Source organism: Streptomyces sp. AHA2 (assembly GCF_036857595.1).
In the GTDB taxonomy this organism is placed as follows: Bacteria; Actinomycetota; Actinomycetes; order Streptomycetales; family Streptomycetaceae; genus Streptomyces.
On record NZ_JAUQWJ010000002.1, the window covers coordinates 295,299 to 313,828 of the forward strand.

The 18,530-nt window shown below is 73.9% G+C and carries 19 protein-coding genes; 6 read left to right on the top strand and 13 right to left on the bottom strand.

Going from position 1 to position 18,530, the window contains the following annotated elements:
• Positions 1 to 15 precede the first annotated feature (15 nt).
• Positions 16 to 1,026: a hypothetical protein gene (locus tag Q5694_RS05200; protein WP_333930821.1), complete on the top strand. Its 1,011-nt coding sequence runs from the start codon at positions 16 to 18 to the stop codon at positions 1,024 to 1,026.
• Positions 1,027 to 1,029: 3 nt separating this feature from the next.
• On the opposite strand, the gene Q5694_RS05205 is transcribed toward Q5694_RS05200, so the two are convergent.
• Complete coding sequence (locus tag Q5694_RS05205; RefSeq protein WP_333930822.1) at positions 1,030 to 1,458, bottom strand: ATP-binding protein; 429 nt, start codon at positions 1,456 to 1,458, stop codon at positions 1,030 to 1,032.
• Positions 1,459 to 1,551: 93 nt separating this feature from the next.
• Between Q5694_RS05205 and Q5694_RS05210 the strand changes: the two genes are divergently transcribed.
• Together Q5694_RS05210 and Q5694_RS05215 are read left to right on the top strand one after the other, a co-directional pair.
• Entirely contained in the window at positions 1,552 to 2,379 is an 828-nt protein-coding gene (locus Q5694_RS05210) for a helix-turn-helix domain-containing protein (protein ID WP_333930823.1), read from the top strand.
• Entirely contained in the window at positions 2,360 to 2,617 is a 258-nt protein-coding gene (locus Q5694_RS05215; protein WP_333930824.1) for a DUF397 domain-containing protein, read from the top strand. Before Q5694_RS05210 ends, Q5694_RS05215 begins: the two co-directional genes overlap by 20 nt.
• A 222-nt stretch (positions 2,618 to 2,839) precedes the next feature.
• Here Q5694_RS05215 and Q5694_RS05220 read toward each other — a convergent pair whose 3' ends face one another.
• The 6 genes from Q5694_RS05220 to Q5694_RS05245 all read right to left on the bottom strand — a co-directional run bounded on the left by Q5694_RS05220 (position 2,840) and on the right by Q5694_RS05245 (position 9,343).
• A complete protein-coding gene (locus Q5694_RS05220; protein WP_333930825.1) occupies positions 2,840 to 3,748 on the bottom strand; it encodes an ECF transporter S component in 909 nt (302 codons plus the stop codon).
• Positions 3,745 to 5,454 carry an ABC transporter ATP-binding protein gene (locus Q5694_RS05225; RefSeq protein WP_333930826.1) on the bottom strand — a complete coding sequence of 570 codons (1,710 nt, stop codon included), beginning with the start codon at positions 5,452 to 5,454 and terminating at the stop codon, positions 3,745 to 3,747. Before Q5694_RS05225 ends, Q5694_RS05220 begins: the two co-directional genes overlap by 4 nt.
• Entirely contained in the window at positions 5,451 to 6,545 is a 1,095-nt protein-coding gene (locus tag Q5694_RS05230) for an energy-coupling factor transporter transmembrane component T (protein ID WP_333930827.1), read from the bottom strand. Before Q5694_RS05230 ends, Q5694_RS05225 begins: the two co-directional genes overlap by 4 nt.
• The gene (locus Q5694_RS05235) at positions 6,538 to 7,197 is read right to left on the bottom strand and encodes an SCO2322 family protein (protein WP_333930828.1); all 660 of its coding nucleotides are present in this window, start codon (positions 7,195 to 7,197) and stop codon (positions 6,538 to 6,540) included. Before Q5694_RS05235 ends, Q5694_RS05230 begins: the two co-directional genes overlap by 8 nt.
• Positions 7,194 to 8,417, bottom strand: a complete 1,224-nt coding sequence (locus tag Q5694_RS05240; RefSeq protein WP_333930829.1) for a prenyltransferase/squalene oxidase repeat-containing protein — start codon at positions 8,415 to 8,417, stop codon at positions 7,194 to 7,196. Before Q5694_RS05240 ends, Q5694_RS05235 begins: the two co-directional genes overlap by 4 nt.
• Positions 8,418 to 8,701: 284 nt before the next feature.
• Positions 8,702 to 9,343: a TetR family transcriptional regulator gene (locus Q5694_RS05245; RefSeq protein WP_443040818.1), complete on the bottom strand. Its 642-nt coding sequence runs from the start codon at positions 9,341 to 9,343 to the stop codon at positions 8,702 to 8,704.
• A 228-nt stretch (positions 9,344 to 9,571) separates the two neighbouring features.
• On the opposite strand from Q5694_RS05245, the gene Q5694_RS05250 reads away from it, so the two are divergent.
• The 3 genes from Q5694_RS05250 to Q5694_RS05260 are packed head-to-tail and all read left to right on the top strand — an operon-like array spanning position 9,572 to position 12,836.
• Positions 9,572 to 11,026: a glycosyltransferase family 4 protein gene (locus Q5694_RS05250; protein WP_333930830.1), complete on the top strand. Its 1,455-nt coding sequence runs from the start codon at positions 9,572 to 9,574 to the stop codon at positions 11,024 to 11,026.
• Positions 11,020 to 11,769, top strand: coding sequence for a class I SAM-dependent methyltransferase (locus Q5694_RS05255; protein ID WP_333930831.1), 750 nt, complete (start codon positions 11,020 to 11,022; stop codon positions 11,767 to 11,769). The genes Q5694_RS05250 and Q5694_RS05255 overlap by 7 nt, the downstream gene beginning before the upstream one ends.
• Positions 11,766 to 12,836: a prenyltransferase gene (locus tag Q5694_RS05260; RefSeq protein ID WP_333930832.1), complete on the top strand. Its 1,071-nt coding sequence runs from the start codon at positions 11,766 to 11,768 to the stop codon at positions 12,834 to 12,836. Before Q5694_RS05255 ends, Q5694_RS05260 begins: the two co-directional genes overlap by 4 nt.
• Positions 12,837 to 12,912: 76 nt before the next feature.
• Here the strand turns inward: Q5694_RS05260 and Q5694_RS05265 are convergent, their stop codons facing one another.
• The 6 genes from Q5694_RS05265 to Q5694_RS05290 form a co-directional block, all read right to left on the bottom strand.
• Positions 12,913 to 13,203, bottom strand: a complete 291-nt coding sequence (locus Q5694_RS05265; RefSeq protein ID WP_333930833.1) for a hypothetical protein — start codon at positions 13,201 to 13,203, stop codon at positions 12,913 to 12,915.
• 124 nt (positions 13,204 to 13,327) lie between these two features.
• Positions 13,328 to 14,164: a hypothetical protein gene (locus Q5694_RS05270; RefSeq protein WP_333930834.1), complete on the bottom strand. Its 837-nt coding sequence runs from the start codon at positions 14,162 to 14,164 to the stop codon at positions 13,328 to 13,330.
• Positions 14,165 to 14,322: 158 nt separating this feature from the next.
• The gene (locus Q5694_RS05275) at positions 14,323 to 15,273 is read right to left on the bottom strand and encodes an N-acetylmuramoyl-L-alanine amidase (RefSeq protein ID WP_333930835.1); all 951 of its coding nucleotides are present in this window, start codon (positions 15,271 to 15,273) and stop codon (positions 14,323 to 14,325) included.
• Between the two features lie 62 nt (positions 15,274 to 15,335).
• The gene (locus Q5694_RS05280) at positions 15,336 to 15,623 is read right to left on the bottom strand and encodes a hypothetical protein (protein ID WP_333930836.1); all 288 of its coding nucleotides are present in this window, start codon (positions 15,621 to 15,623) and stop codon (positions 15,336 to 15,338) included.
• 198 nt (positions 15,624 to 15,821) lie between these two features.
• Positions 15,822 to 16,472 (bottom strand): class I SAM-dependent methyltransferase, encoded by a 651-nt coding sequence (locus tag Q5694_RS05285; RefSeq protein WP_333930837.1) that lies wholly within the window; start codon positions 16,470 to 16,472, stop codon positions 15,822 to 15,824.
• 90 nt (positions 16,473 to 16,562) lie between these two features.
• The gene (locus Q5694_RS05290) at positions 16,563 to 18,302 is read right to left on the bottom strand and encodes an MFS transporter (RefSeq protein WP_333930838.1); all 1,740 of its coding nucleotides are present in this window, start codon (positions 18,300 to 18,302) and stop codon (positions 16,563 to 16,565) included.
• Between the last annotated feature and the right edge of the window lie 228 nt (positions 18,303 to 18,530).

An 18,530-nucleotide genomic window follows, 5' to 3' on the forward strand; every position in this document is an offset into this window, starting at 1 on the left:
GCCACCTACTTCCTGGTGCGTGCCCTGGCAGGCTCGCACCGCCCCTGGTGGACGGCGTACGGTTTCCTCCTCGGGCTCACCTCGTGGCTCCACGAGTTCGCCGTCCTCGCCCTGGCGGCGCACGGACTGACCCTGTGGTGGTCGCGCGCGGAGCGGCGGTCCGTGCGGCGCTGGGCGATCGCGGGGACGGCCGTGGTCGTCGGGTTGTTGCCGCTCGCGGTGATCAGTGCGGGGCAGGCGGAGGCCCAACTGGGCTGGCTGGGCCGCCCGAGCGCCGGTGCGTGGCTGCTGGCCGCGGGGCTCTCGGCCGGGGCGTTCGTCCTGTGCCGCCTCCTCGTACGGACCGGCCGCCCTGGGGCGCCCGCCCTGACGCGGGTCGCCCTGCCGCTGCTCATCGCCCCGGTGGGTCTGCTGATGACGGCCTCCCTCGTCAAGCCCTGGTACGTCGACCGGTACGTGCTGTACGGCATGACCGGTCTGGCTCTGCCGGCCGGGGCGGCGCTGGCGTGGGCGGCTGAGGAGAGCAGACGACTGGCTACGCGGGCCCGGCTCCTGGCGCATTGCCTGGCGGCTGCCCTGGCGGTCGCCGTGCTGTTGCCGTGGTCGCTGCAGGTGCGCTCGCCCGAGAGCCGCAAGGACGACGTGGCGGCGGTGGCCCGCGCGGTGGAGCGGCGGACGCACCCGGGTGACGGCGTGCTGTTCATGCCGTCCCGGCGCCGGGAGTGGCTCCTGTCGTACCCCGAGGTCCGCGCCCGGCTGGACGACCTCGCTCTCGCGCGGCCCCCGGGCCCTTCCCGCACGCTCCAGGGCACGGAACGGGATGCTTCCGCCATCCGCCGGGCCCTCCTGTCCTCCGACCGCGTCGTCGCGCTCATGGATCCTGCGGGTCAGCCGCTCGACCCGTACGCGCGGGAGGAGGTCAAACGGCGTGTGCTCGCCACCCGCTTCCAGGAGTGCGAGCGGGTGCGGCTGCACGGGGCGCAGGTCGTGGTGTACGTGCGGCGGGGGGCCGGTCCCTGCCGTTGACGGCTACGTCGCCCTCGACGGGGACGGGCCGCAGGGGGTGGAGGTTCCGCACTCGAACCACACCGTCTTCCCGCCGTCCGCCCACAGGGACACGCCCCACTTGTCGGCCATCGCCTCCAGCAGGAGCAGGCCCCGACCGCCCTCCGAGTCCTCGTCCAAGGAGGGCGGTGTGCGCGGGAGTTCGGCGCTCCCGTCCGTGACCTCCACCCGTACGCCGGTCCGCTGCCGCAGCAACAGCAGGGCGCAGCGCCGGTCCGGGACGTGCCGTACGACATTGGCCAGCAGCTCCGTCACGCCCAGTTCCACGGCGTCCGACAGCTCGGCCACGCCCCACTCTTCGAGGAACGAGCGGACGATACGGCGCACATGGCGGGGGGCGTGCGCGCCGACGGTGAGGCGCATCGAGTACTGCGCGGGAATGTATCCGTTCACGGGACGAGCCTGACGTGCGGTGACTACCCTCGGCTACGGGACGGATACAACGCGTCCCGTGGTGGACGGAGTTGCGTGAGAGGGGCTTCGCGCGTGACCCACATCAACGCCCTCGACCCGGGGGCCTCCCCGTTCGACTACTACGGCTACGAGTTGCGCCGGCACCGGGAGGCGGCCGGGCTGACGCAACGGCAGTTGGGGGACATCGTCAACTACACCGGCTCCCTGGTGGGCCAGATCGAGACGGCCAGGAAGGTGCCGACCCCGGAGTTCAGCGAGCGGGCGGATGCGGCACTGGGCGCGGACGGTCTCTCCTCCCGGCTCGTCGAGCTGGTGCTGCGCAGCCGGCTCCCCGCCTGGTTCCAGCAGGTCGCGGAGCTGGAGATGCGGGCCACCGAAATCTGTTCCTTTCAGACCCACATGGTTCTCGGGCTGCTCCAGAGCCGGGGGTACGCGCAGGCCGTGCTCGGCGCGCTGGACAAGACCGACCTCGAGGACCGGACAGCGGTACGCCTCGCTCGGCAGCGCGTCTTCGAGAAGCGGGAGCCGCCGATCTTCTGGGCGGTCCTCAGTGAGGCCGCGCTTCAACTGGAGATCGGCGGACCGGAGGTGATGCGGGAGCAACTCGCCCATTTGTTGTCGTTCGAGGACGACCCGCGGATCAACATCCAGGTGCTGCCGCTGTCCGTCGGGGCGCATGCCGGACTGCAAGGCTCATTCGACGTCTACCGCTTCACGAGCGATCCCACCATCGTCTACACGGAGGGGTACGGCAGTGGCCACCCGACGGCCAACCCGGACACAGTCAGGGAGTGTTCGCTCCGTTACGATCACCTGCGGGCCGCCGCGCTGTCCCTCAACGACACGGCGGAGCTCATCCGGCGCGTGATGGAGGAACGCTATGGAGATGCAGTGGCGTAAGTCGTCCTACAGCGGTGATCAAGGCGGCCAGTGCGTCGAATGCGCGCCGATCGGGGACCTGGCCTGGCGTAAGTCGTCCTACAGCAGTGACCAGGGCGGTGAGTGTGTGGAAGTCGCCGAAAGCCCTGGTGCCACCGTCGCGGTGCGCGACTCCAAGAACCCGCACGGGCCGGTTCTGACCCTGCACCCCGTCCCGTTCAGCACGTTCGTCGACTGGGCCTCCACCGCCGCCGAGTAACCGCGCCGCGGATTCGGCGAAGGCGGCGGCCCCGGGGATCAGGGGACCGCCGCCTCCGGTCGGAGGGGACCGGCTCGTGACCGGTCCCGGGCGCCGCGCACACTGCCGAACGCGACGCGGTCGTCCACCGAAACAGGCCCGGTCGGGTGCGTGCAAAGGGCCCCTCTACTACGCCCGGCCGCATATCCGCCGAAGCCCCCCGCGTTTCACCACAGCCTTGCGCTACGGCCCCGCTTCGTACGTGACGCCGGTCATGTGGGGGGTGTCACGCCCACCGTCCGGCCCGGGCGCCTCGAACGTGACCGGTGCCTCGAAGGCCGCCCGCCGCGTGGCTCTGCGCAGGGCCTTGAGGACCGCCGGGCCGAGCACCAGGGTCAGGACGACCGTGACGGCGGCCCGGCCCAGGTCCCAGCCGAGGGAGGTCGCCACGCAGTAGGCGAAGAAGCGGGCCAGATTCGTGGCGACCGGCGCGTCGGGGTCGAAGGCCACGTTCGAGGCGAGCGTCCCCATGAAGGGCCACCCGGCCATGTTCATGATCGTGCCGTAGGCGAACGCGGCGACGAAGCCGTACACGGCGAGCAGCGCCAGTTCGGCCCGGCCGCGCAGGCGGTCCTGGCCGGGCAGCAGTCCCGCGCCCATCGCGAACCAGCCCATCGACAGCATCTGGAACGGCAGCCACGGCCCGACCCCGCCCGTGAGCAGCGCGGACGCGAACATCGTCACCGCGCCGAGGACGAACCCGAAGCCAGGGCCGAGGACCCGGCCGCTGAGCACCATCAGGAAGAACATCGGCTCGATACCGGCCGTACCGGCGCCGATCGGCCGCAGGGCCGCCCCCGTCGCGGCGAGCACCCCGAGCATCGCGACCGCCTTCGGGCCGAGGCCCGATTCCGCGATCGACGCGCCCACCACGGCCACGAGCAGCACCAGCAGCCCCGCGAACAGCCAGGGCGCGTCCTGCGCGTGCGCGCCGAGCTTCGAGGTGGGCGGGGCCAGGAAGGGCCAGCCGAAGGCGGCGACCCCCACCGCGCTGACCAGGATCAGTGCGGCGAGGGAGCGGGGGCCGAGGCGGACGGCCCGGGCCCGGCGCCGGGGCGCGGGCCGGGTGGGGGCGGTCGTACGGGCGCTCATCGGCCGGTCCCGGCGAGGGCCGCGCGGACCTGGGAGACGGTGAGCCAGTGCTGCGGGGCGAGGATCTTCGTCACCTGCGGGGCGAAGGACGGCGAGGACACCACCACGTCCGCCGTCGGGCCGTCGGCGATGACCTCGCCCTCCGCGAGCAGCACCACCCGGTGGGCGATCTCGGCGGCCAGTTCCACGTCGTGCGTGGCCAGCACGAGGGCGTGGCCCTCGGCGGCCAAGGTCCGCAGCACCGTGGCCAGCCGGGCCTTCGCCGCGTAGTCCAGGCCGCGGGTCGGCTCGTCCAGCAGCAGCAGTGGGGGCCGGGCGGTCAGCACGACCGCCAGGGCCAGCGCGAGCCGCTGCCCCTCGGACAGGTCCCGGGGGTGGGTGCCGTCGGCGACACCCGGGAGCAGGTCGCCGACCAGGGCCCGGCAGGTGCCGGAGGCCGCGCCCGCGTCCTGGTCGGCCGCCGCGCACTCGGCGGCGACGGTGTCGGCGTAGAGCAGGTCGCGCGGCTCCTGCGGTACCAGCCCGACCTTGCGGACGAGGTCCCTCGGTGCCGTCCGGTGGGGCGTCGCGCCGTCGACCAGGACCGTCCCAGAGGTGGGGGCGACCAGCCCGACCAGGGAGTTGAGCAGCGTCGACTTCCCGGCGCCGTTGCGGCCCATGAGGGCGATCGTCTCGCCCGGGTCGACGGTGAGGTCGACGTGGCGCAGGGCCCGGACACGGCCCCGGGTGACGGCCAGCTCCCGGACTTCTGCGGCGTGCCCGGCGTCCTTCGCGGCGAGGGCCGGGCGGTTGCGACGGAACCAGGGGCGGCGGCCGGGGGCGGCGGGCTCGGTGGTGCGGACGACGGCTCGGCGGGGCTGATCCTCCGGGCCCCTGCCCGCCGGGGGCGCGCCGGCGAGCCGGTCGCGCAGCGGGGCCGCCCGGCGGCGGGCGTCGCGGACCGTCAGGGGCAGCGGGGACCAGTCCGCCAGGCGGCCCAGGGCCACCACCGGCGGGTACACCGGCGACACGGCCATCACCTCGGCCGGGGTGCCCAGTACGGGCGCGGCCCCCGGGCCCGGCAGCAGCACGACCCGGTCGGCGTACTGGACGACGCGTTCCAGGCGGTGTTCGGCCATGAGGACCGTGGTGCCGAGGTCGTGCACCAGTCGCTGCAGGACGGCCAGGACCTCCTCGGCCGCGGCCGGGTCGAGCGCGGAGGTCGGCTCGTCCAGGACGAGGACGTCCGGGTGCGGGGTCAGCACCGAGCCGATCGCCACCCGCTGCTGCTGGCCGCCGGAGAGCGTGGCGATCGAGCGGTCGCGCAGACCGGTCAGGCCCAGCAGGTCCAGGGTCTCCTCGACGCGGCGGCGCATCACGTCCGGGGCGAGGCCCAGCGACTCCATGCCGTAGGCGAGTTCGTCCTCGACGGTGTCCGTGACGAAGTGGGACAGCGGGTCCTGGCCGACCGTGCCCACCACGTCGGCCAGTTCGCGCGGCTTGTGGGTGCGGGTGTCGCGCCCGGCGACCGTGACCCGGCCGCGCAGCGTGCCGCCGGTGAAGTGCGGGACGAGCCCGCTGACCGCGCCCAGCACGGTCGACTTGCCGACGCCGGACGGGCCGGCCAGCAGGACCAGCTCGCCCTCGGGGACCTCGAAGTCGACGCCCCGGACCGTGGGTTCGGCGGCCCCGTCGTAGGTCACGGAGACGTCCTCGAAGCGGATCACGAAGGCTCCTTCGGGTCGGGGGCGACGAACGCGGGCAGCAGACCGAGCAGGATCGCCGCGGCGGGCCAGAGGGGGAGCGTCGGCGCCACGAGGGGGACCACACCGGGCCGCAGCGCCGCGGGATCGCGGACGGAGGCGAGCGTGAGGAGGGCGGCGACGGCCACGCCGGAGGCCACGACCAGCCCGGCGCGCACGTCCCAGCGGTCCGGGCGGTATCGGGTGCGCAGGGAGCGGCGGCCACCGAGCCGCAGCCCCGCGAGGGCGGCGGCGCAGCCGACGGCCAGGACGGGCACGCCGTAGGAGCCGCCCTCGGCCGTGAGCAGCCCGTACGTCCCGGCGCACACGCCGAGCAGTCCGCCCAGGGTCAGGGCGGCGGTGGTCCGCCGTACCCCGTCGGGGACCCGCGCGGTACGGCCGTAGCCGCGGGCGTCCATCGCGGCGGCCAGGGCGACGGAACGCTCCAGGGCCCCCTCCAGCACCGGCAGGCCCACCTGCAGCAGGCCCCGGACGCCCCTGTCCGGACGGCCGCGCAGCCTGCGGGCGGCGCGCAACCGCTGCACGTCGGCGATGAGGTTCGGCGCGAAGGTGAGCGCGACGACGACCGCCACGCCCATCTCGTACAGCGCGCCCGGCAGGGACTTGAGGAGACGGGCGGGGTTCGCGAGGGCGTTCGCGGCGCCGACGCAGATCAGCAGAGTGGCCAGCCGCAGACCGTCGTACAGCGCGAAGACCAAGGCCTCCGCCGTCACCCTGCCGCCGAGGCGGATGCCCTGCGCCCATGCGGGCAGGCCGGCTTCGGGCAGCGTGAACAGGGTGTGCGTGCCCGGGATCGGGGAGCCGAGGACCGTCGCGAAGAACAGCCGGACCAGCAGCACGGCCAGGGCGAGCTTGACGAAGGCGCCGTAGGAGCGGGACCAGGGCGTGTCGGGGCGGCGGGCGGCGACGACGTAGGCGGAGACGGTGACCAGGAGGGCGAGCAGCAGGGGGTTGGCGGTGCGGGTGGCCGCGGTGCCCAGGGCGAGGGCCCACAGCCACCAGGCACCGGGGTGCAGGGTGGCCGGGCGTCCCTGCGGCGGGGTCGTGCTAGCCACGCCGGCGTACCTGCCAGACGGCCGCTCCCCCCAGGATCACCACCACCGCGATGCCGGCGGCCAGCCCCAGGGACGGGCCGCCGCCGGACGTGCCGCCTTCCTCGCCGGTCTCCTGCGGGGGTTCCCCGCCGTCCGCCGACGGGTCCGGGCGCTGCGCGACCTGTTCGCCGCAGCCCTTCGCCGGGTAGCCGGCGATCGCGCACAGGAGGGCGTCGCTGCCGTAGCGCAGCGGCCCGGCCACCGCGGCCAGGGCCTCGGCGGTGGTCGCGTCGGGAGAGACCCGGGCGCAGGCCGTGCGGGCGGGCGGCGGACGCTCGCCGTCGGGGGCGTCGGCGGCCGTGCCGAAGTCGAGGACGAGGGCGACGCGCTTGGTGCCCTCCTCGGCCGGCGTCCGCGCGCAGACCGTGTCGAAGCGGGCCGCGCCGCGCGGCCGGGTCGCGTCCGCCGAGTCCTCGCTCACCGCGAAGCGGAAGCCCTGCACGTCGCCGTCCGAGGGCCGGGTCGTGGACGGCCCCTGGGTGGCGTACACCCAGCGGTCGCCGTCGCGCTCCCAGAAGGACCAGTAGCGGTAGCCGGCGGCCTGGGCCTGACCGGTGCCGCCCACAAGCGGCAGGAGCGCGGCCAGGAGCAGCAGCAGGGCCCGGCGGATCACGGCTGCTGCTTCTTCCGGCGGCCGCTGCTGAACAGGAAGCCGATGCCGATGCCGGCGACCAGGCAGACGCCGACGTACCACCAGACGCCGAACACCGAGTCCGAGTCCTTCTTCTCGTCCTCGCCGTCTCGCCCGTCCGCCTTCGCGGCGGCGGCCTGCGGGGCCGGGCCGGTGGCGTTCAGCTGCTTCACCAGGTCGGCGCCGCCGAAGTCGCGCGGGTCCGTGCCCGTCGCGTGCGCGGCGAAGATCAGCTGGGCGTAGGCGGCGGGGCCGTTCTGCGCGGCCCAGGTGGCGGAGTTCTTCTCCAGCCACCGCACGGACTTCCCGGCCTCCCCGGTGTCGCCGTGCGCGGCGAGCGCGACGACCGCGTCGGCGGTGTTGCCGACGTCGGGCTGCGGTTCGGCGCCGGGCAGGGCGGACATCAGGTGGTCGCCGTCCGCGGCCAGCGCGGCCGTGAGGTAGCCGGCCCCGTTGGCCGCCGCCTGCCCGGGCGTGCCCGGCTTCGCGCAGTCCGTGGCGGACTTCTTCGCACCGGCCCGCGTCACCATGCCCTTGCCGAGCGCGCCGAGCACCCCGGCGGCCGTGGCGTCGGCGTTGGCGACCAGCTCGCCCTTCTTGTCCGGCTGGAACGCGAACGCGCCGTCATCGTCCCCGCCGCAGGGCAGGGCGAGCTTCAGCAGCGCGTCGTAGGGCGACTTCCCGCCCTTCTCGACGCGGTCCGGCTGCTCGCCGACGGCGGCCAGGGCGCCGATGACGACCGACGTCGAGTTGGTGTCGCTGGCGCCGCCGGGCGCGTAGCCCCAGCCGCCGTCCTCGTTCTGGACGGACTTCAGCCAGCCGACGGCCTTGCCGGTGACCTCGTCGTGCCCGCCGAGCGCGGCGAGGGCCTGCACGGCGGCGGAGGTGGCGTTGGTGTCGAGCATGGTCTTGCCGTCACAGGCGGTGGCCGGGTCGGCGCGGTAGGCGGCGAAGCCGCCGTCGGCGCACTGCTGGCGCACCAGCCACTGCACCGACTTGGCCGCGGGCTTCACCCCCACCGTGTCCTGCGCGAGCAGCGCGAGCGACTGGCGCCAGACACCGTCGTACGTCGGGTCCTTGTCGCCGTACAGCGCGGAGGGGAACGCCTGGGACGGCGAGGGGGACGGGTCGGCGGCGGCCGGGGTGGCGGCGCCGATCACGGCGACGGCGGCCAGGACCGCGGCGCTGCGGCGGACGTTCATGATCGGCGGGTGCCTCTCCCTGTGGGGGAGCCGGGCGGCACGGGACACCCCGGCGGCTCGGCTCCGTATACCTCGACGGTGCCGTGCACCGGCGGACTGCCGGGCACGCGAGCCGGTCACGAACCGTACGCGGCGATCCGGCTCACCGTCCGGGCGACGGTTCACGGTTGCGGGTCAGCGCCGGAATTGCACCGGCTTCCCCCCGTACGGTGTGATGACGACCCGCTTACTGTACCCGCCCGTCACAAGGCGTCCCCGACGGGTGAGGGACCCGTGGGCAGGGGTCAGGAGCGGTCCGGGGCCGTCAGGTCGATCAGGCGGCACGCCGTCTCGATGTCGACCCTGACCTGGGCGATGGAGGCGCGCCCCGACAGCCAGGTGATCAGCGCCGAGTGCCAGGTGTGCTCGATGACCCGGACCGCGGAGAGCTGCTCGGGCGTCGGGTCCTCCTGGCCCATCGCGTCCAGGATGATCGCCGTGGTCTGCCGGGAGACCTGGTCGACCTCGGGGCTCACGCTGCGGTCGGCGAAGGTGAGGGCCCGGACCATCGCGTCGGCCAGCTGGGGCTCGCGCTGCAGCGCCCGGAAGGCCCGCATCAGCGTCTCGGCGACCCGCCCGGCCGCCGTCTCGCCCTGCGGCGGCCTCCTGCGGAGCGTGCCGTGCATGCGCTCCAACTGGTCCTGCATCGTGGCGACCAGCAGGTGGATCTTGGAGGGGAAGTACCGGTAGAGCGTGCCGAGCGCTACCTGGGAGGACTCCGCGACCTCGCGCATCTGCACGGCGTCGAAGCCGCCCCGGACGGCCAGTTGGGCGCTCGCGTGCAGGATGCGGCGGCGGCGGGCCTCCTGCCGCTCCGTCAGGGGCGGGGCGGCGAGGGCCGCGGCCGCGGGGTCCGCCTTGGCCACCTTGTTCACCTGGGCGCTCACCTCGGCTCCTGCGGGATGTGCCGGTCCCGTTCCGTGACCGTCCGTGAGGACGGGTGATCACACAGCATGGCACGGCACCGGTCGTGGCGTGAATCACCTGATCCACTGCTCACAGCGCCCCTACCTGCCGGTAGATTCGGAGCCTCCGAACGATCAAGTCTGAAACTTGTTCTAGATTAGCGTCCCGGCGTAATCTCGCGGGACAGTGCAGGGAGAAGGGGGCCCAGGGTGACCGCTGAGGCCAGTCAGGCCGGGGCCCCGCAGGACCCGGCCGCCGACGGCTTGCGACCGCTCCGCATCGCGCTCCTCACCTACAAAGGGAACCCGTTCTGCGGCGGCCAGGGCGTCTACGTCCGCCACCTCTCGCGGGAACTGGCCCGCCTCGGCCACCGCGTCGAGGTCATCGGCTCCCAGCCCTACCCCGTCCTGGACGAGGGGTACGACGGTCTGAGCCTCACCGAGCTGCCCAGCCTCGACCTGTACCGCCAGCCGGACCCCTTCCGCACCCCGGGCCGCGACGAGTACCGCGACTGGATCGACGCGCTCGAGGTCGGGACCATGTGGACCGGCGGCTTCCCCGAGCCCCTGACGTTCTCGCTGCGCGCCCGCCGCCACCTGCGCGCCCGCCGCGGCGAGTTCGACGTCGTCCACGACAACCAGACCCTCGGCTACGGCCTGCTGGGCGACGTCGGCGCCCCCCTGGTGACCACCATCCACCACCCCATCACCGTCGACCGGCAGCTGGAGCTGGACGCGGCCGACGGCTGGCGGCGGCGCCTGTCGGTGCGGCGCTGGTACGCCTTCACGCGCATGCAGAAGCGGGTGGCGCGGCGCCTGCCGTCCGTGCTGACCGTCTCCGGCACGTCCCGCCAGGAGATCGTCGACCACCTGAGGGTGCGCCAGGACCGGATCCACGTCGTGCACATCGGCGCCGACACCGACCTGTTCTCGCCGGACCCGTCCGTGCCGGTCGTCCCGGGCCGGATCGTGACCACCTCCAGCGCGGACGTGCCGCTGAAGGGCTTGGTGCACCTCGTCGAGGCACTGGCCAAGGTGCGCACCGAGCACCCGCAGGCCCACCTGGTCGTCGTCGGCAAGCGCCCGGCCGAGGGCCCCGTCGCCCAGGCCATGGAGCGCTACGGCCTGGACGGCGCCGTCGAGTTCGTCAAGGGCATCTCCGACGCGGAACTGGTCGACCTCGTGCGCTCGGCGCAGGTCGCATGCGTCCCGTCGCTCTACGAGGGCTTCTCCCTGCCGGCCGCCGAGGCGATGGCGACCGGCACGCCGCTGCTGGCCACGACCGGCGGGGCCATCCCCGAGGTGGCCGGCCGCGACGGCGAGACGTGCCTGGCGGTACCGCCGGGCGACGCGGGCGCGCTGGCCGCGGGCCTGGTCCGCCTGCTCGGCGACGCGGACCTGCGGGCCCGCCTCGGCGGGGCCGGACGCGAACGCGTGCTCCGCCACTTCACCTGGGCCAGAGCCGCACAGGGCACCGTGGCCCGCTACCGCGAGGCCATCGACCGCGCCGGCGGCCCCGGCAACGGCGCGCACCGGCCGACCCGTCCCGTCCCGACCGGCGCGGGCTCCCCGGCCGGTGCCGGGACCACCGCTGCCGGGGCAGCCGCGTCCGCGGCGGCGACAGATGTAGCAGGCGTCAACTCCGAAAGCAGGGCCACGTGCTGACCGTCGACTTCTCCCGGTTCCCGCTCGCGCCGGGCGACCGCGTCCTGGACCTCGGCTGCGGGGCCGGCCGGCACGCGTTCGAGTGCTACCGGCGCGGCGCGCAGGTCGTGGCCCTGGACCGGAACGCCGAGGAGATCCGCGAGGTCGCCAAGTGGTTCGCGGCGATGAAGGAGGCCGGCGAGGCCCCCGAGGGCGCCACCGCCACGGCCATGGAGGGCGACGCCCTCGCCCTGCCCTTCCCCGACGAGTCCTTCGACGTCGTCATCATCTCCGAGGTGATGGAGCACATCCCGGACGACAAGGGCGTCCTCGCCGAGATGGTGCGCGTGCTCAGGCCCGGCGGCCGCATCGCCGTCACCGTCCCGCGCTACGGCCCCGAGAAGGTCTGCTGGGCCCTGTCCGACGCCTACCACGAGGTCGAGGGCGGCCACATCCGCATCTACCGCGCGGACGAGCTGCTGCGGAAGATCCGCGAGGCCGGCCTGAAGCCCTACGGCACCCACCACGCCCACGCCCTGCACTCGCCCTACTGGTGGCTGAAGTGCGCGTTCGGCGTCGACAACGACAAGGCGCTGCCGGTACGTGCGTACCACAAGCTGCTGGTCTGGGACATCATGAAGAAGCCGCTGGCCACCCGGGTCGCCGAGCAGGCGCTGAACCCGCTGATCGGCAAGAGCTTCGTGGCCTACGCCACCAAACCGCACCTGCCGCGCACGGCCGGGACCGGGGCGGACGTCGCGTGACCACTCCCCGGACGGAGCACCTGGTCCTGCCCGGGGTCCTCACCGCGGCGGAGGCCGCCGCGACCGTCGCCGGCGTTCTCGCCGTGCAGCGCGAGGACGGCGCGATCCCCTGGTTCCGCGGTCACCACCTGGACCCCTGGGACCACGTCGAGGCCGCCATGGCCCTGGACACCGCCGGTGAGCACGAAGCCGCCGAACGCGCCTACCTGTGGCTGGCCCGGCACCAGAACGACGACGGCTCCTGGTACGCGGCCTACGCCGACGGCGACTTCGCCGACGTCACCGACCGGGGCCGGGAGACCAACTTCGTCGCCTACATAGCCGTCGGCGTCTGGCACCACTACCTGTCCACCGGAGACGACACGTTCCTGGAGCGGATGTGGCCGGCGGTGTACGCGGCGGTGGAGTTCGTGCTGCGCCTGCAGCAGCCGGGCGGGCAGATCGGCTGGCGGCGCGACGACGACGGCACGCCCACGGCCGACGCCCTGCTGACGGGCTGCTCCTCGATCCACCACGCCCTGCGCTGCGCCCTGGCCATCGCCGAGCAGCGCGAGGAGGCCCAACCGGACTGGGAGTTGGCCGTCGGCGCGCTGCGGCACGCCCTGCGGCACCACCCCGAGCGGTTCCTGGACAAGGACCGCTACTCGATGGACTGGTACTACCCCGTGCTGGGCGGCGCGCTGACCGGCGCGCAGGCCAAGGCCCGCATCGAGGAGGGCTGGGACCGGTTCGTCGTCCCGGGCCTGGGCGTGCGCTGCGTGGTGCCCAACCCGTGGGTGACGGGCGGCGAGTCCGCCGAACTGGCGCTCGCGCTCTGGGCGACGGGGGAGTCCGACCGGGCCCTGGAGATCCTGCAGTCCATCCAGCACCTGCGGGACGAGGACAGCGGCCTGTACTGGACCGGGTACGTCTTCGACGACGACGCCGTCTGGCCGCGGGAACTCACCACCTGGACGGCGGGGTCGCTGCTGCTCGCCGTGGCCGCGCTGGGCGGGCACGAGGCGACCTGCCAGGTGTTCGGCGGCACGGAACTGCCGGCCGGGCTCGAGTCGGACTGCTGCTCCTAGAGTCCGCCGGCCCCGTCGGCCGCGAGGGCGCGGGTCGTGCGCGACGGGTCGCGCAGGTCCCCGCGCCCCGAGGGCGTCAGTGCCGGTGCACCCGGTTGGCGATCGCGTGGCCCACGAACAGGTAGACCACCGCCGCCAGCCCGTAACCCGCCACGACCCGGGCCCAGGCCTCGTCGAACGTGAAGAGGTCGTGGGACCAGCCCGCCAGCACACGGGCGCAGTCGTGGATGAACTGGACGAAACTGTTGCCCTGGTTGGCGTCCAGGAGATACATCAGGATCCACAGGCCCAGGATGAGGGCCATGATGTCGGCGACGACCGCGATGGCCGTGCCGGCGCTCGAGCCGTTGCGATATCGAGGGGACATGACTCCCGTCTTGCCCCCGAACCATGGATGAAACCCGGGGATTCGCTCAGCAGTTCAGGTGCGGCCGGGCAACGGCGACGGCCCCCGCCCGGGAGGGCGAGGGGCCGTGTGCGGTCCGTGCGGCTCAGCCGCGCTGGATGCCCGAGGTGTCCTGCAGGACGCCCCGGCGGCCGTCCTGCGTCTGGGCGACCAGGGCCTGGCCGCGCTGCTCGACCGCCAGGTACCAGGTGCCGGGGGCGAGTTCGGCGATCGGCGTCGGGGAGCCGTCCTCGGCGAACAGCGGACGCGGCACCGGCACGGCGAACCAGAACGGCGAGAAGTCCCCGGCCGGGGGCTGCGGCTGGGCCTGCGCCTGCTGGGGCTGGCCGCCGAACGGCTGCCCGGACTGCTGCTGACCCGGCTGCGGGTGGCCGTAGCCGCCCGGCTGCTGCGCGCCCGGGTAGCCGTAACCACCGGGCGGCTGCGCGCCGTAGGGCTGCGGGGCGGCCGGACGCGGGGCCGGTACGAGCGAGCCCTTGAGGGCCGGGACCAGGGGCGTGGCGACGGCGGCGGCGGCCAGCAGAAGCGTCGCGACGAGAGCGAGGATCATGCCGATGCCGGGGCCGGGGGCGTTGGACTCGCCGAAGTCACCGATGTTGTCGTAGCCGCTCGGCGCGTCGACGATGTTGCCCAGCGCGCACCACGCGGCGAACACCGTGAACGCGACGCCGAACTGGCCGAGGTCCAGCCCCGCGACCTTCGGCGCCTGCGGCAGACCCCGGGCGACGACGACGAGCGCGGCACCGATGATCCCGGCCAGCACGACGCCGAACACGACCGGGCCGCTGCCCCACAGGCTCGGGAGGTCGACGCTGTCGGGGACATTGTCGAAGGAGTAGAGGTCGAGGAACGACGCGATCAACAGCAACACCGCTGCTCCGATCACCACGCCGTCGCCCCGAGTGAGGGAGCGGATATTCACTTCAGGTCCTTCGTAGGTCGTCTCGTCGTCAATAGAGGCGTCGCTGTCACCGGGCCGCCGTCGGGCCCCGGTGTGAAGCGCAGGGGTGGCCCCTCATCGTAAGGAGGACCCTATCGTCCGCCCGGTCGGCGTGTCCGCCGGGATCTTCCGGTCCGCGCCTACCCGCGCAGGAAGCCCACGATTCCTTCGGAGATCCCCCGCGCGGCCTTCTGCCGCCAGGCGCCACTGGTGAGCAGCGCCGCGTCCTTGCTATCGCGCATGTTGCCGCACTCGATGAACACCTTCGGAACCGTTGACAGATTGAGACCGCCCAGGTCCTCGCGCGTGACGAGGCCGCCGCCGTCGCCGATGTAGTTGGAGGGGGCGGTGCCGGTGACGGCCACGAAACGGCCCGCGACGCGCTCGCCGAGTTCGCGGGAGGGGCCCACGATCGCCCGGGTGTCCGCGGCGCCCGCGTGGACCGAGCCGGGCAGGATCACGTGGAAGCCGCGGTTCCCGGCACCCGAGCCGTCCGCGTGGATCGAGACCACCGCGTCGGCCTTCGCCTCGTTGCCGATCCGGGCCCGTTCGTCCACGCACGGCCCGAACGGCCGGTCCGCGTCCTGCGTCAGCTTCACCGTGGCGCCCTGCTCCTGGAGCAGTGCGCGCAGCCGGTGCGCCACGTCGAGGGTGAACTCGGCCTCGGTGTAACCGGCGTTGGTGGAGGTACCGGTGGTGTCGCACTCCTTGCGGTTGGTGCCGATGTCGACCTGGCGGTTGATCTCGGCGGCGTGCCGGAAGTTGCCCGGGTTGTGCCCCGGGTCGATGACGACGACCTTGCCCTCGAGCGGCCCGGAGACGGCGGGGGCGGACGCCGTGGCGGACGGCGTGGGCGACGGCGAGGCGCCCGGCTGCTTGGCGTCGTCGGACGGCGCTTGCGACACGGCGGGGGAGGAGGAGCGCACGTCCGCGCGGCCCCGGTCGTCACCGCCGCCGGAGCCGCCGACCGTCTCGTACACCAGCCAGCCGAGCAGCGCCCCCGGCACCAGCGCGGCGAGCGCCACGGTCAGGGGGCCGCGGCGGGGGCGGCGGGGCGGGGACGGTTCGAATTCCGGGCCTGCGTACGACACGCTGCCACCCTAGCGGCCGTGCGCGGGGGCGGGCGGGCGGAGCGAGACCCGGCGCGGGGCCGCTACCCGGAGTTGCCGCCCTCGTCGCCGTGCCGCACCGCCTCCTTCACCCGGGCCTCGATCTCCGTGCGCGGGGTGTCCTCCTGCTTGGCGTACGCGGTCACCGCCGCCTGCACGTCCCGGGCGAGGTCGCGCCAGGCGCGCCAGGCCGTCTCCCAGGTGGTGGTCTGCTGTTCGCTCCACTTGGTCTGGGTGGGCGGGCCGTACGCGTCCTGCAGATGACGTACGCGCGCGTACGCCTCGTCCGCCGCGCGCTGCTTCTCCACGAGCTCTTCGAAGGTGTGGGCCACGCGCCCGAATCTCGGGGCAGCGGCGGCCGGGCGCCGTCGCGCCACGCCGCCCGTGGGCCGACCGGGCGGGGGCCTGCCGGGGGTGGTTCACCCGCCCAGCCGTTCCCTCACCCGCCCGGGCCGGTGCGCCGCCGGACCCCCGGCCCGCGTCCGTGAGCGGGACCCCGGCCCACACCGCGGGGCCGGGGTGCCGGTGCGTCAGATGCCGGGGCCGGTGCGCCGCAGGACCCGCAGCGAGTCCGTCGCCGAGACCTCGGTGAACGCGCCGGAGGCCAGCGCCCGCAGGTACACGCGGTAGGGCGCCTGACCGGTGAACTCGTCCTCCGGCTCGGGGAACACGTCGTGGATGAGGAGCAGTCCGCCCTCGGCGACGTGCGGGGCCCAGCCCTCGTAGTCGGCGGTGGCGTGCTCGTCGGTGTGGCCGCCGTCGATGAAGACGAACCCCAGCGGCGTCCGCCAGAACCCGGCGATCTGCGGGGACCGTCCGACCAGCGCCACCACGTGCTCCTCCAGGCCCGCCCGGTGCAGCGTCCGGCGGAACGTGGGCAGCGTGTCCATCAGGCCGGTCTCGGGGTCGACCGTCTCCGGGTCGTGGTACTCCCAGCCCGGCTGCTGCTCCTCGCTGCCGCGGTGGTGGTCCACGGTGAGGGCGCTGACCCCCGCCTGCCGGGCCGCGTCGGCGAGCAGGATCGTGGAGCGCCCGCAGTACGTGCCGACCTCCAGCAGCGGCAGCCCCAGCCGCCCGGCCTCCACGGCCGCCGCGTACAGGGCCAGGCCCTCGCCGGCGGGCATGAACCCCTTCGCCGCCTCGAACGCGGCCAGGATCTCGGGCTTCGGGGCCGCGGGCATGGGGTTCCTCTCGGTCGTACGACGGTCCGGGCGCCCATCGTGCCGTACCCCCTGCCGCGTGACGACAGGGGGTACGGGCCGGGTGCCTGATCAGGCGGAGACGGTCTCGCCGGGCAGGGACAGGTCGAGGTCGACCGGCCGGTCGTCGCCCGCGTGGGTCGCGGACGAGGCGTGCGGGCCGTGGCCGGCGGCCCGTGCGGCGACGACGTAGGAACCGCGGGCCGGGACGCTCAGCGCGTAGCTGCCGTCCTCGGCGGACAGGGTCGCGCCGGCCTGCCGGCCGCGACGGTCGATCAGCGTCACCTTGGCGCGCGCGACCGGGGAGCCGTCGGGGCCGAGCACACGGCCCCGGAAGCCGCGCAGTGCCCGCTCGGCGCGCTCCAGGTTGGCGTCCTCCTCGCTGCTGGCCCGCAGCTGCGGCTTGCCCGACGGGCGGTTGCCCGGCAGGAACAGGGCCAGGACCAGGCCCACGGCCACCGCGGCCGTGGCGATCAGGAAGGAGAGACGGAAGCCGTGCATGGTGGGGATCTCGACACCGCCTGCGGTGTCCGCGGTGTTCGCCAGCACCATGCCGATCACCGCGCTGGAGACGGACGTGCCGATGGAGCGCATCAGCGTGTTCAGACCGTTCGCGGCGCCCGTCTCCGAGGCCGGGACCGCGCCGACGATGAGGGCGGGCAGCGAGGAGTACGCCAGGCCGATGCCCGCGCCCAGCAGCACCGAGATGACCAGGCTCTGCCAGGCGGCGCTCATCAGGCCAAGACCCGCGCCGTAGCCGACGGCGATGACCAGCAGACCGAGGATCAGGGTCACCTTGGGGCCGTACCTGGCGGACAGCCGGGCGTACACCGGCGCCGTGAACATCATCGTCAGGCCCAGCGGGGCGACCAGCAGGCCCGCGACGACCATCGACTGGCCGAGGCCGTAGCCCGTGGACTTCGGCAGCTGCAGCAGCTGGGGCAGGACCAGGGAGACGACGTAGAAGGAGACGCCGACCATGATCGAGGCGAGGTTGGTGAAGAGCACGGCCGGGCGGGCCGTGGTGCGCAGGTCCACCAGCGGCGCCTTGACGCGCAGCTCCATCACGCCCCACAGCACGAGCACCACCGCGGCGGCGGCGAACAGGCCCAGCGTGGTGCCGGAGGTCCAGCCCCAGTCGCTGCCCTTGGTGATCGGCACCAGGAACAGCACCAGACCGGCCGACAGGCCGAGCGCGCCCGGCAGGTCGAAGGACCCCTCGGCCCGCATCGGGGACTCCGGCACGACCAGGAGCGTGAGGACGATGGAGAGGGCGCCCAGGCCGGCGGCGCCGTAGAACAGGGCGTGCCAGTCGCTGTGCTGGGCGACCAGGGCGGCGCCCGGCAGGGCCAGGCCGCCGCCGACGCCTATGGAGGAGCTCATCAGGGCCATCGCCGAGCCGAGCCGCTCGCGGGGCAGCATGTCCCGCATCAGGCCGATGCCCAGCGGAATGGCGCCCATCGCGAAGCCCTGGAGGGTACGGCCGGCGATCATCGCCGGCAGATCGCTGGTGAGCGCGCTGACCAGGGCGCCGACGATCATCACGGCGAGGCTGAGGATCAGCATGCGGCGTTTGCCGTAGAGGTCGCCGAGGCGGCCCATGATCGGGGTCGCCACCGCGCCCGACAGCAGGGTCGAGGTCAGGACCCAGGTGGCGTCGCTGGGAGAGGTGTCCAGCAGTTGCGGCAGATCCTTGATCACCGGGACGAGCAGGGTCTGCATCACCGCGACAACGATGCCCGCGAAGGCGAGCACCGGCACCACGGCCCTGCTGGCTCCGCCGGCGGAACGGTCTGTCGTCGTCTGCGTCATGTGAGGTGGGCCTCCGGGCCGGAAACTGCACAAGAAAAGGGTCAGGGGTTACGTGCAGGGCGAACCTCGTTCGTCCGGGCAACTATTCCGTTGCTTTGGCACTCTAACGAATTCTTGACCTTCTCTTGGCACTCGGCGGGAACCGCCCGGGCGCCCGCGGACGGTGGCGGTCCTAGGACCCGGGACCGAGGTCCCGCCCCGGCGAAATCCCGATGCAAGGGGCGCAAG